The 15,741-nt window shown below is 49.4% G+C and carries 9 protein-coding genes; 7 read left to right on the top strand and 2 right to left on the bottom strand.

Translation table 11 applies throughout. The annotated features are described in order from the left end of the window. Positions 1 to 71: 71 nt before the first annotated feature. A complete protein-coding gene (locus tag LKI20_RS08735; RefSeq protein ID WP_366936184.1) occupies positions 72 to 392 on the top strand; it encodes a helix-turn-helix transcriptional regulator in 321 nt (106 codons plus the stop codon). Between the two features lie 42 nt (positions 393 to 434). Here the strand turns inward: LKI20_RS08735 and LKI20_RS08730 are convergent, their stop codons facing one another. Then, positions 435 to 626, bottom strand: a complete 192-nt coding sequence (locus LKI20_RS08730) for a hypothetical protein (RefSeq protein WP_291772868.1) — start codon at positions 624 to 626, stop codon at positions 435 to 437. Between the two features lie 56 nt (positions 627 to 682). Then, a complete protein-coding gene (locus tag LKI20_RS08725; protein WP_291772866.1) occupies positions 683 to 1,867 on the bottom strand; it encodes an MFS transporter in 1,185 nt (394 codons plus the stop codon). Positions 1,868 to 2,219: 352 nt separating this feature from the next. Between LKI20_RS08725 and LKI20_RS08720 the strand changes: the two genes are divergently transcribed. The 6 genes from LKI20_RS08720 to LKI20_RS08695 all read left to right on the top strand — a co-directional run bounded on the left by LKI20_RS08720 (position 2,220) and on the right by LKI20_RS08695 (position 15,596). Beyond that, positions 2,220 to 6,857, top strand: a complete 4,638-nt coding sequence (locus tag LKI20_RS08720) for a PD-(D/E)XK nuclease family protein (protein WP_291772864.1) — start codon at positions 2,220 to 2,222, stop codon at positions 6,855 to 6,857. Next, on the top strand, positions 6,854 to 10,921 hold the full coding sequence (locus tag LKI20_RS08715) for a UvrD-helicase domain-containing protein (RefSeq protein WP_291772863.1): 4,068 nt from the start codon (positions 6,854 to 6,856) through the stop codon (positions 10,919 to 10,921). The genes LKI20_RS08720 and LKI20_RS08715 overlap by 4 nt, the downstream gene beginning before the upstream one ends. A 167-nt stretch (positions 10,922 to 11,088) precedes the next feature. Then, the gene (locus LKI20_RS08710) at positions 11,089 to 11,796 is read left to right on the top strand and encodes a GNAT family N-acetyltransferase (protein ID WP_291772860.1); all 708 of its coding nucleotides are present in this window, start codon (positions 11,089 to 11,091) and stop codon (positions 11,794 to 11,796) included. A gap of 147 nt (positions 11,797 to 11,943) precedes the next feature. Then, the gene (gene dapB, locus LKI20_RS08705; RefSeq protein ID WP_291772858.1) at positions 11,944 to 12,690 is read left to right on the top strand and encodes a 4-hydroxy-tetrahydrodipicolinate reductase; all 747 of its coding nucleotides are present in this window, start codon (positions 11,944 to 11,946) and stop codon (positions 12,688 to 12,690) included. A gap of 73 nt (positions 12,691 to 12,763) precedes the next feature. Then, entirely contained in the window at positions 12,764 to 13,669 is a 906-nt protein-coding gene (dapA, locus tag LKI20_RS08700; protein WP_291772856.1) for a 4-hydroxy-tetrahydrodipicolinate synthase, read from the top strand. A gap of 88 nt (positions 13,670 to 13,757) precedes the next feature. Further along, entirely contained in the window at positions 13,758 to 15,596 is a 1,839-nt protein-coding gene (locus LKI20_RS08695; protein WP_291772854.1) for a ribonuclease J, read from the top strand. Positions 15,597 to 15,741 lie beyond the last annotated feature (145 nt).

The raw sequence follows: 15,741 nt of genomic DNA, 5'->3' as shown, positions 1-15,741 counted from the left end.
TGCTGTGAAAAATGTATGGACTCTCTGGAAACCTGCGGTGACGAGCACAACGTTTAGCGGGAAGAGTATGGATTAACTACACTGAGGAAGAACAGCGTGTCAATGCGCAAGTACAGCGGATACTTGAAAATGCGTTGGCAACGAGACGTACTGTATCCATGCGTTATACAGATTTGAATGGACATGCGACTGAGCGCCGCGTTGACCCACAATTGTTGGGTAAAACTTTTGGTATCTGTTATCTCGTTGCATATTGTCATCAGAAGCAGGCCATCAGATGGTTTCGACTGGATAGAATCGACGCCGCACATCTCACCGTTCAAGCATCAATAGATCAAGCGATATCCGAAATTGGTGCTCCTCCTGATACCGACCAGCCCGTATGGGCATGAACTTTTGAAGGGTACTGTGGTCATGCTGCAAAAATGCAGTTTTTACAAGAAACGTCCAGAGGCAGCGTGACCTTGGTCAATCTGCCTACGAATTTCTTGATAAGCCTGACGTAGTTCAGGATTTGGCTCCGATTGCGACTTCTTGTCTAAGCGTCGTTTAACGCTGAAAAATATGGACAACACTATAGAAATCGCAGCAATTACAACGATGGTAATGATAGTTCCCCAAGACATCAGATGCCCCTAACTTCGGTGACTACTGTGGCGACAGTCACCGCCTATTCTCATTGCTATGATTCTATCCCTTGCGGTTTGCGTCGTGCGAACCACAAGCCGTATCCAAGGGCAAGAGCGGTCATTAGTAGACCATAGACGATGAAGGGCGATTGCAAAGCGTCGGAAGAAGTGACCATGGCAGCAAGTTTCAGCATGTACGGAGCTGTGAAAATACTGAGGTTACAGCCTACTAACACCACTGAAGTACATAGATTTAACGAGTGTGGTGGGCAGACTTCGTTAATTTTGTTGAAGCAGTAGGCGATCATTGTTGGGTATGACAAACCTGCTATCAGCGCACCTATGCACAGAATCGGGAAATTGGGGGCAAAATACACGATATAGCAAGCGACGGCAAGGAACACCACGCCAAGGGTCAGTGTTTGGCGTTTGAGTGCACGATGAACCCTGCCGAAGGCGAATCCCATCAGCATCCCGCAAAATACCATAACGCTCAGCAGTGTACTGGCCTGTTGCATACTGCCGAAGCCTGAGGCGGTAATGATCGAAGATAACCTGACAGTCACACCTGTATACATCGTGACTGTGAAAAATAGGAATACAGTTATTACCAAAATCGACCCGTTAATATGCTGCTTGTCACCTGGATCAGAAACTGCTTCAGAAGTGCGTTGTACTGGTTCTTTGGGCACGAAAGACACAAAGAGTATCAATACAGGAATTGCCAATAGGTACAGCAGGAACGGTCCGTGCCAGCCCATATTGAGTAGGAAACCTGCAATCAGTGTTAATGTGGCCTGTCCCAAGGATACAAAAGCGCTGCGGAAGCCCATCAGTGTGGCACGTTCTTCTCCTGAAAAATATTTGCCAATCATGCTTACAGCCAAGGAATTAATGAGACCGAGACCGATGCCCAAACCGATGCGTGAGGCCATAATCAACCAGAAATTGTTAGTCATGAAGAAGGGAATGATACCGAATATGGTGGCTATTGAAATACCGGTAACTACCAGAGTGCGGTCGCTTACTGATTTAGCCAGTAATCCAGAAACAATAATCATCACAATCATTGCGCAAGTCGGAGCAGTAGTTAATAGCTCCACATTGGTTCGAGATTGCTCTGGAAACTGCTGAATAAGGGCAGGTAATGCTCCGGCGATGGCATTGTATGAGGTTAAGAGCATGGATATCGACAGCAAAGAGAACTTCATCGCCCAGCCGTATGTTGATGTTTTCATAATCTCCCGTGTCGTAAAGTTACGCTGCAGTGCACCGTCTTGGCGGTACGAATACTTACTTACCTATCTCAGGCAGGGTATGGATACATTCCGCAACAACATCCATGACCGATGCCTTAACATATCCTCGCCGTGTCAGCTTTTGAGGAACAGTCTTTGTCGCAGTCGTTCACACTATCCGCCAAAGCGACGAATAGCCGTATTGATGTTTGTTGAAATCCTGTGTAGGTCTGACTATTACGGTCCCAGAGATGACTGATGACAAGCCCAGTCGGGGCATCGCGTTTAGGCAGTTGCCGACAGCAAACTATGCAATAGCTCAATCCTGTATGTGCTGATCTCTGAAGGTTCCGTGAGGACGGACAGACCAGGTCATATTCTTGAGGATATGACTGATCTTGAGGACAAAGGTATAAGGCAGGCGCTGTCCTTGACAAGGCGACTGTTTAGCGGCACACTGCGCAACGATAACGGTGAGAGCACCTCAAGCTTGGTGGTGACAGGACCACCGTGCAGTGGCAAAACAAGTTTTGCACTCGCAAGTCTTCTGGAAGGTATTGAGATTTTCGGCGTTGATAATGCCCTTATGGTGGTCTCAGGACGTCAAGCAGCTGCTCATATGAGTAGAAAAGTGATCGAGTCTAGAGGAGTCGTCGACCAATCAAGACCAGTTGGCACACTGTCAGCTTTGGCATTTCGTCTACTTAATGAAGATCATCGTGCCAAGCATTTGCCCATCCCGAAATTGCTTAATGGCGCGGAACAGGAAACACTCTTAAGGAACGTGTTAGCGCAGCATGTTCAACATGTCCTTAGGGGAGATTCATGTGAATCTTGTGGCCTACTACGCAAGTATTACGGTAATGTCCCATCCTGGGTCAATATGCTTACCGGCAGAGACTTGCAACAATCAATAGGAACGAGTGGTGAGCAATATCAATCCGGCGCGTTTATGCGCAGCATGCAACAGAGCGATGGCGGATTGGATTCTTTGCCCACATTATCGGATGCCATCAGAGCCGACTTCGTGGCCCAGCTACGTGACACTCTCGCCCGTATCAACGAACTAGGTTTGGAATTTGACGACGAGCAAGAGGTCATAGATGCTCTGCAAACAACTATGTTGCCCGAGCAGGAGCGGTCATCACTCGAAATACAATGGCGTTTGGCTTTCAGCTTGTGGCGTGAATACGCCGAACATATAGAAAGCACATACCCCGACGAGGCTCGTTTGGACTCATCTCGGCTGTTAGTTGAGGCTGCACAAGCAGTCCGAAGCAACCCTCAATTGCTGCGTATCCCGAAATTGTTAGTTGTTGATGATTGGCAAGATGTCACTCTCGCGGGGATGTCATTGCTGCAGGCGCTGTCTGAATCAGCACCGTCTGAATCAGTCCACAAGCATGGGTGTTCTCTGATATTAGTGGGCAATAGCGATGAAGCAGTGCAGGTGTTCAGAGGTTCGTACCCTGAATACCTTGATCTGCGCATAACTACTGGGCTTACCAGCCAGAAACATGCTGAGGTGCTCAATATGGACAATGCCCAGCGAGCTCACGCTCATCTTTTCGATAATGCGTGTCAGCTGGGTCGTTTGAATGCTAAAAGAATTCTTTTGCCGGCGAGACCTTTGTTGGATGCGGCTAACCTAACAGAGCAACAAAGTCATAGCTATCTGGATTTAGTGGCGGCCAGAGTTTCGTTGAGCATACCCAGCGAAGAGCAAGAAAACACAGCTCTACCTCGAAGGCCAGGGAAACTCCCGCAGTGGGAAGGATCGCTGCCTATCCGAAAGCTCAGTGCTGAGAATGGTACGTCTAAGGACGGTAGCATCCAAGCGCATCTATTCCATACTCCAGAGGAAGAACTGGCTCACGTAGTTTGGCAGATTAAGCACGAATCTTTGGCGAATGACAGAGATTGGAACGATATGGCGGTTATCGCTCACGATAATGTGACGGTAGAGAGCTTCGGGCAGCGGCTACGTCAAGAGGGTGTACCGGTTCGGTATTCTTCAGTTACTAGACCCCTTAGGGAAGAACCTGTTGTACAAGGTTTATTTGCTCTGATTGAATTAGCGGAGCGGCGGTGTAACACTCATTCAGGCGATGTCGCTGGTAGCACGCAAACGATTCCAGATAGTGATACTCAAGCTCAGTGGATTCGTAATCGCATCAGAGCTGTGCTTTCGAGCCCGCTTGTTATGGCGAAGATGCCTGAGGGCGCAGGTGAACGACCAGTGCGTTTGCAGCGCCTCGATATGCTGATGGATTCATGTGTGGCTTTGGCCAAACTCGATAATCTAACTGCATATTCTGACGCATCTTCGAGTACGGACCGAACTGACGGAGAAAAAATCTCCGTGAATATGGTCGCGTTCAATGACAAGATAAGAGATCAAGATAATCGCAGTTCTGAATCTTCAGACGCTTCTAAAGCCTCGCAACTGATGCTCGTGTGGAAGCGTCTTCACGAGGGCATCGAAGCCATGAGGCAGCAACGCTTCGATGAACGAGGCATAGTTGTCGACGATTCTCTGACTGCTACAGGACGTTCGCGCTCCCAAACGAAGGGAGCACTCAATCGATCTTCTATGTATGCAGTACTACTGCTTTCTGAACAGCAAGATCGGGAAAATCTGCTGAATATGATGGACGCGATCGCCTCAAAACATGGACACGATGCTGACGTTGATGCTTTGAGACGCTTATGCGACATATTGCACAAAGTGTGTTCAGGGATTTCTGCTTTGGATGTTTCTGAACCAGAATATGTGTTGTGGCAAGCTTGGGATGCCTGTGGACTAGCAAGTGAGTGGCAACGTGAGTCACTATCTGCCACACATCGAGGCGAGCTCGCCAATGACCGCCTTGATGCAATGATGCGTTTGTTCCAATTTGCTTCTGGCACACAGACCTTCAACAATGTTGATGCATTTATTACGCAGGTCTCAGGCATGCAAATCGAAGCGGATTCCTTGGCACACATCGGACCGGTGGAGCATGCGGTGACCTTGACCACGCCAGCTGGAGCAGCGGCGGAGGCACAGCGCTGGCCTTTGGTGTGGCTTCCTACTTTGCAAGAGGGGGTATGGCCGAATGTTACGCAACGCGATACTTTGTTTGGTACCGAAGATCTTGCTGATTTGGTGATGCGTTTTCATGATGTGCCAGCCGGTTTCGTTTTCTCATCTGCTGGCGGCCGTTTGCGCAGCACATTGCATGCGGAGAAGAAAAATATGCTGATGGCCTTGAGCCGAGCTTCGCAACAGGCGATATGGAGCGCCGTTTGGAATGAGGATACTGTCCCTTCTGACTTCCTCTTCGGCTATTTACCAGAACTCTGCCCTCGTGTGAATGATGCAACGCATGCACAATTTACTGAGGTTGGATCGTCCAATGGCGAGCATTCAGATTTTGGAGGTCTAGAACTCAGTCCACGCGGGCTAATCACTGTGGCACGAAGCGTGTTACTCAGAGCATCAATGAGCGAGGCAACAAAGCAACATAGCCATGGAAATACTGTCGATATGGCACCGGGCGGGGCTCCAACCAAACGCGAGATTGAAGACGCATCTCGCACATTGAGACTGTTAGATAGTCTTGGATACCAAGCAGCCAATCCTGATTCCTGGGCATTTCTCTACCGTGGTGACACGCACCATGGTGAGGTAGAGCAGCAGATGCCCATCTCGGATTCGTCAACGGTGCTCGATATATCCGGCGCTGCAGATGAGGCGACAGTCCACTCTTTGCAGACTGCCGAACACACCACCGCAGAGTCCACGATTACGGTCACACTGTCTCCCTCCGCTGTAGACAGTATCTGGCAATGTCCACTTGAATGGGCATTGGGTAGGCAGCTCAGCGGCCCGCAGCCAGGATCAATCTATATGAGCTTTGGCACAGTAGTGCATCATGTAGCGCAGTTGGCCAGCGAACAAGGTTTGGATAAGGCTGAAAGCATTGATGAGGGTCTACAACATCAGGGAGAGCAAACTCTCATTGATTCCAGAACCGATGTCATGATGGCTTTGTACAAGCAGCTTTCTCATGAGCTCAGTAGTCCACCCAACTATCAGCAAAACTATGACCTGCTTCGTCGAGATGCCAGCGCTCGCAAAATCATGAGCAATATTGCTTCATATTTTGTACGGAGTGTGCAAAAGAATTATGCGCAATCAGGCAAAGCGCCTATTGACGTTGGTCAGCTGGAAAGTGTGGAATGCGAGTTGCCATTCACTGCCAGACTGACTTTCTCAGACATACTTTCTATATGGAACGCTACGTATGGCGATGAGTACTTGCTGGAACTGCCAGAATTATGTGCGGTGATGTCAGCTTTGGTTGGGGGATTCCCCGCGCAGGTGAACACCGGATTAGCGGTACAACTCTCAGGTCGTATTGATCGTCTTGAGCATCGTATCTTGAATGGCCAACGAGTAACACGATTGGTGGATTACAAAACCGGTAAAGGACATTCGCGTAGGGAAGTATTTTCAGATTTGCAACTGGTGTGTTATCAGTTGGGACAATATTTTGGTGCTGGTGATATTAGCAATGGTGATGTACCACAGAGCATTTCTCAGGCTGTACTCTTTGACGTTGCTGTGTCTGATGCACCCGCAACCTCGAGAGCAGAGGAATCAAGTTATCAGCCTGCGTTGATTAGAGAGGGCAAGTTTAATTCAGTATTCGTTCCGAGAACGGGTTCACCCACCATCGACGCATCGTATAAGCCAGATGAGTTACCTGAGGAGACACCGTCTGGTGTCAGTGAACGAGTATGGAGTTTTGTGCGGCAACAGTGTGGGCAGCAAGGAATTTGGGCATTGACCATGATATCGCGTGTCTTTTTTGCAGCAGGTGTGAAACTGTCACTGAGTAGCGATTTGGCTCAGTTTAATGCCGATCGTTGTCACAAAGGTGGTTCAGAGGGATGCCCTGCTTGGAAGGCACTGCATAACAGTGTGATGGAGGATAAGGGATGAGGGACACTGCTGAGCAGCATTCCGTGATTGGGGCACCGATCCATGGTGATTTGCTTGTCGTTGCAGGCGCAGGTTCAGGTAAAACTTGGACGATGACGCTTCGTATCATCAACCTCATTCGTCAAGGGGTTCCACCTGAGAAAATCTTAGGCCTCACCTTTACTCGCAAGGCAGCTTCTGAATTGCTTTCACGAGTGTCGGCAGCGGTGCTTGCCGAAGAGCATTCTGTGCAAAGTGAAGGACTAGACCCTACTCCGAATCACATCGAGGTTACGGAAAAGCAACTTGATGCAGACAAGGGTTTTCTGAAACCAGAAGTGTTTACCTATGATGCTTTCTTCCAATCTATCGTTCGTCGTTATGGCTTATTGGTAGGCATGGATCAGCAGACTCAACCTCTCAGTGATGCTGGTGCATACCAACTCGCTGCTTCAGTGGTCCATCAGAACAGTGAAACAATTTTCGAGGCATTCAGACAGGCGCGAGCTGATAGCAATCAGTCTTCCAATGACGATGAAGCTGATGTACCGACTGTATCCTTCGGTACGATTGTGGATCAGGTGTTGGCACTAGCGCATGCGTGCACGAGTGCGATGATTAGTGAACAATGTCCAAGCTTTGAAGAAGCTGCCGAGCGTGTGAGTCAATGGGATGAGGGATTTATCTCCACATTGCAGCAAAGGATGCATGGTGAGGAGATACCTGCAGTAGCATTCACGGATGTCAAATTGAAGGCTCCGAAACGTCTGAAGAAAGATTCTGATTCAGATTATGCCGAGAAGATTCGTCAGATGGGGTATAGACAGCATCAGCAAACGCTGTTCAAAGCTCATGAATTGTTAGGAGTTGCACGTCAACGTGAGTTGTTGCTTGCTTTGGCTGAGCAATATCAACGGGCGAAACGTGAAGCGAGTATGGCGGAATTTAGCGATTTTACCTTGGCTGCTTTCCAGCTCTTAACGCGATTCCCCTCCATAGGCACGCAATATCGCAAACGATTCTCTCACGTTTTTTTGGATGAATATCAAGATACGTCAACCACCCAGGCAATGTTGTTGGCTGCTCTTTTTCACACTGATGCTTCGTTCCATAGCGGCACCGGAACTTTTGAAGAGGGGAATGGGGCAGCAGTCACGGATACCACATCTGTAACTGCAGTGGGGGATCCCTTCCAATCTATCTACGCATGGAGAGGCGCCAGCCCAGGTGCTTTTCGAACTTTTCAGGAACAATTCGGGACCCTGCGTGAGCCGAATACGCTGTCTATCACATTTCGTAATCCTCGTATTGTGCTTCGAGCAGCAAATGCTTTAACACGTAATCTGCGTGAACACAGCGGTCCAGCTTCCAGTGCGAGAATGCACGAAGTTGAGGTGCATGAGCTTCGCCCGAGAGATGAAGCTGATGAAGGCACTCTCGGTCTGTTGGGGTATCGGACTGTCGCACAAGAGATCGATGGAGTAATTCGTTTCGCCAAACATGCGATTACACGTTTCGGTAAAAAATCTGGTGGGGATGATCGCGTTGATATTTCAGCTCCACACGTAGCAGTGCTGTTTCGCTCTAAATCAGAGATGCCAAAATATCGTGATGCGATGCAAGCGGCCGGACTACGTTGTGAAGTGGTAGGGTACTCCGCTTTGTTGGAGAAACCCGAAATAATGGATGTGCTTGCCGTGCTACACGTTATCAGCGACCATACGGATTCGGCTTCGCTGATGCGCTTGCTAGCCTCGGCACGATATCGAATTTCGCCACGTGATCTCAACGCTTTGGCTAGATGGTGCGAGGATCTCAACAACGAACACCGCTACCGTGCGCTTGTGGAGGCAGGTGTGGTTGTTAACGGCTTATTCGGTAAGGATCTTGCTCAGGCGGTTCGGCTGCATCGTGATTTGGTTCCGGATGGTGTGTTCCTCGTAGACGTGTTGATGGATGAACGCTGTTTCTCTCTTGAATCCGGTAATGCTGCGAAAAGTCGGTTTAGCGAGGATGGATGGCGTTCGTTGTGTCGTGCGTCACGAGTATTGCGTCAAGCTCAATCTCAGAGCACCTCTGGTGTGAAGCAGGCAGTAAGGGGTGCGATTGAGGCTTTAGACCTCGATATTGATGTAGTGCTCTCGCGCGTAATACAACAACCCTCGGATGGTTTACAGGCCAGTGAAGCTACCGCAACATTGGGGTCTCTTGACAGCTTGGTTGATAACTTTGTTGCTGATCTGCCGGATGACGGTGTGGCAAGTCTTTACGGTTTTGTTGCTTGGCTAGATTCCATGAGAAAAAGCCCTGATGAGCCATCATCTGCCCAGCAGAATCATGCTGATGTAGTGCTGATGACCATACATCAAGCTAAAGGTCTTGAATGGGATGCTGTAGCTCTAGTGGGGTTAAAAGATGGAAGTTTTCCTAGCAGTCAAGGCGACTATCTGAGTATCACGCGTATAGATGAGAACAATACGCAAGAGGATAATGACTACGCATCAATTCGTTATGAACAAACTGCGAACAGCTGGCTTAGTGATCCAACTGCAGTGCCGGTACCGGTGCGTGCTGATGCGATGATACTGCCACGTTTACCACATGATGCTTCTCTTGACAGCGATCCAGTACAAACGATAGGAAATCTTACGCTTGATGCCATTGTGGATGAGGCCTTCGGTACTTTGCGTCCCTTCCCATCAGTAGATGAGCTTCAGCAAGGTGTGCCGCACCGCAGTGAGCATTTCCTAACACAAATGCAGGAATATGGTGCTAGACAACATGACGATGAGCGTCGTCTGGCATATGTGGCGCTTACTCGTGCAAAACACGATATCCTGCTGACTTTCGCAGCCACCCCCAGCGATCCTATGGCAGCTCTGGATACTCAGCAGGTAGATGTTGAAGGTGTGGCTTCCAATTTTTGGGTGGAATTACGAGATTTATTTATTCGTGACAATTCCTGCGTGCCATCCGGAGGCAGTCGTGCGGTTAATGATGGTGAAGCCATGCCTCCGGTGGGCTTGTTTGTCGGTGCCAATGCTCAGGAATACGAATGCGCTGTTGTGCAATCTGCACAGCAGGATGCCCCCTCAATTGGCCATGTTAATGCTCAGCCTGCTCTCTGGCCCATCTCATTAACGCCCTCAGTATCAGCTGCGTTGGAGCGCTCTGCAGAGTTGGCCAGTGAGTTACGAGATGCAGACGACAGCAAATACAACGCAGAGTTTTCATTGTTTGCTCAGGCTGAACGTGTGGTGCAATCTACCGTGGGCCGTTTCGGTGGTCCATCTATCAATTCTGAGAACCTTGAGGAGCTGCGCAATCTTGGCGGTCGTATTCTTCAACACGGCACACAGCATGTGACAGCTATACAGGCAAGATCAGGTGTGCTCTCTGAAGAACATGAACGAGAGTACTGGCAAGGTGTCGTTCGTCCTATTCCCAAGGTGTCGTCCCCCTCAGCCGCTGCTGGAACGATGTTCCATGAGTGGGCAAGTCGATTTTTGATACCAAGCATCGACAGTGACGCACCTTCGCAAGGCGATGATCGAGGACTAGTAGATGTTGAGCAGATGAGGAAGGGAATGCTACGCGCAATCGATGAAGCTCAGGATGCTAGTGCAGTGAGTAGTGACGTTATGAGCTCGACTGTTAACGCGCAACTAAGTATGTGGCAACGAAGGTTGGCAGCATCGGCGTGGGCGAGCAGAACAGTGCTTTGGGTGGAACGTCCGATCGTGGCATATCTTGATGGTTCAGTGGTCAACGGCAAGTTAGATGCCATATTCGAAGGTGGCTTAGACCCCAATGACACGACTAAGCGTTTTACGATTGTCGATTGGAAAACGGGACGCCGTCCGAGAAGTGCTGCCGAACGTAAGGAAAAGCTGATGCAATTAGAGATATATCGCTTATTGCTCTCAGTGATAGAAGGTGTGGAATTGGACAGCATCGACGCTTGCCTCTACTATCTGAGTGAGGAGACAGCACAGAGCGCTGAAATTCCTGTACTAGGGGAAACGCGAGAGGCAATTATGGACATCGTCAGGCTTGGTGTCCCAACTGCATCTGACAATGATTGAGGTACATGCATAAAAGGGCACAGTCCGCAGATGCGTAAGCGGGCATGCTGGGTAAGTGTGATTTCCCATAACCACATATTGTGGTTTATTACTTACAACAACGTAATAACATTCAAAAAGTTATCAGAACATAGATTTTGCGTCGGATCGCCGCGCAGGAGAGAGTTATGCAGAATTCAACAGACAACATGGTTGAGAAGACAACGCCAGAATCTCGCCAAGGTCAGGTGATGTATCGTGAGATTGCTTGGTCTGATGTGGACGAAATCTGCAAACTCTTTGAAGATATGTGGTTCCACATTGAGCCTCATATTGGTACTCTTATCGCGGCTTTGAGCGCACGGAGAAGTGTACTGCGATACTTGCGCGAGAGCACGGATGGTGAAGTCGCCGTATTAGATGGTCACATTGTCGGGGTGGTGCTGCTCAAGATTGAAGACCGTCCAGCGCTATTCAAAGAGGCGGGTACCAAGCTGAATATTGTTGACGCTCAGATGTCTGCCAACCCCGAAGGTTGCAGAGCGCTGTCTGATTTGATGCACTGGCACGGTATTGAAGTTTGTATGGACAAAGACGCTGATGTGCAAGATCGGAGTCAGGCCGAGTTACAGCTGTTTCTTGTTTCCTCACGCTCTCGTGGACACGGCGTTGGTGGCACATTGTTTGGCAACATGAAGCAACGCTTACGCGAGCAGGGTGTCAACCATTTCTTCCTGCATACCGACACCAGTTGCAACTACAGTTTCTACGATCATCAGCAACTCGAACGAATCGCAGAATTGCCAGCTGCTGACGATTGTGTGGTTGCGGGTGATGATGAACATCCCTTCTGGCCCTCGGATGACACTCGTTACATCTACTTAGGTGCTGCCTAGTCCTCTCCGAATCAAGATAACTGCAATAAAAGTGCAGCTTTTTCGCCAAAAATATGTCGAATAGCTGCACTTTTATTGCAGTTATCTCTGTTTAGGGGGCTGTATGGTGGAATTTGGTCATGGTTGTCGAGTGGATGGAGGTTTGGGATGATTCGTGTCTCAGTGGTGGGTGCGCATGGGCGTATGGGCGGAAATGTAGTGAAGACGGTGCAGAACACCGATGGCATGGAATTTGCGAAAGGTGTGGATGCAGGTGATGATCTGGCGGCTATTACGCCGGAGAACACCGATGTTGCAGTCGATTTCACTGTTCCTTCGGTGACATTGGATAATGTACTGACGTTGATAGCTCAGGGAGTTAATACCGTGGTCGGGACCACCGGTTGGACGGACGACAAACTCGACAAAGTGCGGAAAGCACTCGATGAACACCCTGAGGTCAGCGTATTCATTGCACCGAATTTCGCCATATCAGCGGTGCTTGCCGATCATTTCGCCGGTATCGCCGCAAAATATTTTGAATCCGCCGAAGTTATAGAACTGCATCATCCGGATAAGGTTGATGCTCCTTCAGGCACTGCTCTTCACACTGCTAAAGCCATTGCATCTGCTCGCCGTCTTGCAGGGCTAGGCGATGTGCCCGACAACACCACGAGTGATGGCGGTTCACGCGGCCAGATCGTTGACGGGGTTCATGTACATGCTGTGCGTTTGCGTGGCCTTAATGCCCACGAGGAAGTGCTATTCGGTAATGCTGGTGAGCAACTGGTTATTCGCGCCGATAGCTTTGACCGATCATCCTTTATGCCGGGTGTGGTGTTGGCCGTGCAACAAGTGGCAACTGGCCAGTATCCAGGGTTAACGATAGGGCTGGATTCCTTCCTCGATCTGTGATGTTTACTACTCTGATGTCCAATAATTTCTCAATGACTTGCTCTGGTCTCAACCCAGAAGTACCTTGAGATGTATGAGTGACGGTGAGATGCAACTGCTAGACGCTGCGCCTTTTGGGCGCGTCCTTCCTGCTATGGCTACCCCAATGAGGGCTGATGGCTCGGTAGATTTTGATGCCGCAGCCACATTGGCTCAACGCCTTGTTGCTGATGGCGCTGATGGTCTTGTAGTCAACGGCACTACGGGTGAGTCACCAGTGACACATCTCGATGAAAAAGTTGATTTAGTCAAAGCCGTAAAAGCTGCTGTTGATGTACCAGTTATTTCAGGTGCAGGTTCCAACGACACTGCACACACTGTGCGCATGGCTGAAATGACTCAGGAAGCCGGAGCCGATGGCTTACTGATTGTGATGCCGTATTATTCCCGACCTTCTGCCAATGGGGTAGTAGAACATTATCGAGCGGTTAACGCCGTGGCTGAGAAGCCTATCGTGATTTATGATGTCCCGGGGCGTACTGGACTACATGTCAACATCAATACGTATCGCAGACTGGCTGAATTGGGACATATTGCAGCAGTTAAGGATGCTACGGGCAACTTGACTGAAGCGATAGTCAAGAAAAAGGCAACTGGACTTGCTTGGTATTCCGGCGATGACGGCTTGTTCCTCCCCTTCCTTGCTATCGGGGCTGTGGGAATCATTTCAGTGACAGCTCATGTGGCTGCCAAACCGATGCAAGAGTTGGCTCAGGCTTTTAACCGTGGTGATATTCGTAAGGCGCAGGAACTCGCCGAGCGGCTGAGCCCGATTGTCGAAGCGCTGAATGGGGATGGATACCAAGCAGTGATGGCCAAAGCCGCGCTCAAAATCAAGGGTTATATACCCACGGCGGCAATGCGTTTGCCGAATGTCGAACCGGGTCCCAAAGAACTCGATAAGGCTGAAGAAGGCATGCGTCAGGCGGGCTTGCTGTAAGCAATGTCCCTGATGCACTACGCGTTCGCCGAATGTCGAACGTCGCTTCCGTACAGGCGGTAGCAAAATAACAGAAAATCAAGTGAGAATGGCAAAAGAACAAGAAACGAATACACGTAGCAACAACCGTCAGTCCTCGAATAAGGGGCGCTCAAAAGGAGCTGGCCGAGGTCGATCGCGCCAGGGAAACTCGCGCAATTCCAGGAATAAGACTGAGCAGCAAGAAGTGGTGTTGGTACCACCGCCAAAGTATCGCAAGGGTTCGATGCGCATCGTCCCCCTGGGTGGACTCGGCGAAATAGGCCGCAATATGAATGTGGTCGAGTACAACGGACACATATTACTCATCGATTGTGGTGTGCTCTTCCCTGAAGAAGAGCAGCCTGGCGTCGACCTGATTCTGCCTGATTTCAGCTATATCAAAGACCGCCTTGACGAGGTTGATGCATTAGTGCTGACTCACGGACATGAAGATCACATTGGCGGCGTACCTTATCTGCTAAAACTTCGTCCAGATATTCCATTGATTGGTTCTAAGCTGACACTGGCATTTGTGGATGCGAAGTGCAAAGAGCACCGTCTGGATCCAACTAAGGTTGAAGTTGAGGGACGGGATAAGCTCAAAGTTGGTCCCTTTACCCTCGAATTCATTACCGTAACTCATTCAATTCCTGACGCTCTTGCGGTATCGGTCAAGACTCCTGCAGGTCATATCATCGACACTGGTGATATGAAGCTGGATCAGCTGCCTTTAGATCACAAAATTACAGATTTGCGTGAGTTCGGTCGCCTTGGTGAGCAAGGTGTGGATCTGCTGATGGTCGATTCCACGAACGCTGAGGTACCAGGTTTTGTGAAGCCTGAAACTACTATTGGTCCGGCTTTGGATCGCGCTTTCGCAGAAGCGACGCGCAAGATAATCGTTGCAAGCTTCTCTAGCCACGTTCATCGTGTGCAACAAGTTGTGGATGCTGCTCATAAGAATGGACGCAAAGTAGTTTTTGTCGGTCGTTCTATGGTGCGCAATATGGGTATAGCCTCAGATTTGGGCTACCTGCACCTTCCTGAAAATACCGTTGTGGATCTCAAGCAAGCTCATGATATTCAGGATGACAAGATTGTCTATATGTGCACCGGTTCTCAGGGCGAGCCCATGGCAGCTCTTGGTCGCATTGCGGATGGAACGCATCGGGACATCACTGTCAATGAGTTTGATACTGTGGTGCTCGCCAGCTCGCTCATTCCTGGTAATGAGCATGGAGTGTATAAGGTCATCAACAAACTCATTCGTATGGGTGCTCGCGTTATCAATAAAGACAACGCCGCAATTCACGTTTCCGGACATGCCGATGAGGGAGAGCTACTCTACTTCTACAACATTGTGCAACCAAAGTGTGCGATGCCTATCCACGGCGAGAATCGTCATTTGGTGGCTAATGGTCTAATCGCAGTCAAGACTGGTGTTGATCCTAAGAATGTAGTGCTTGCTGAGGATGGTGATGTGGTTGATCTCTATCATGGTCAGGCAGCAGTTGTTGGATCAGTCCCGTGTGGTTATGTGTATGTCGATGGTGATTCTGTCGGTGAGTTGACCGATGACGAACTAGAGAAACGTCGCATCCTAGGTTCTGAAGGTTTCGTTTCGGCATTTGCTGTAGTAGATACTGATAGTTCTGATGTGGTTTCGGGACCAAAGATCTTCTTGAATGCTGTAGCTGAGGATGAAAGCGAATTCGTTAAAGTACGTGAGCAAATCACTCAGCAATTGCAAGATGCAATGATGCAAGGGACACGTAGCACCTATCAGCTTCAGCAGATCATGCGTCGCACCTTAGGTGGATGGGTATCGCGAAAGCTGCATCGTCGTCCTATGATCGTGCCGGTTGTAGCCGATATAGCACAGGATGTGCAAGAGCAACAGCACTAAGTGATTCACTGCTGATAACACAGCGGAATATGGGTCTGACCAACGCGCATATGCATTGGTCAGACCCTTGTCATACTGACATTCGTCTGAGAACGCGATAGGCTATCTGACGGAGTAAGTTAGACCGGCCAGAGTCGGGGTAGCG

It is taken from the genome of Bifidobacterium sp. (genome assembly GCF_022647885.1).
GTDB lineage: Bacteria > Actinomycetota > Actinomycetes > Actinomycetales > Bifidobacteriaceae > Bombiscardovia.
Note: the sequence above shows the minus strand (reverse complement) of the source record. Positions and strands in the feature narration are given on the sequence as shown.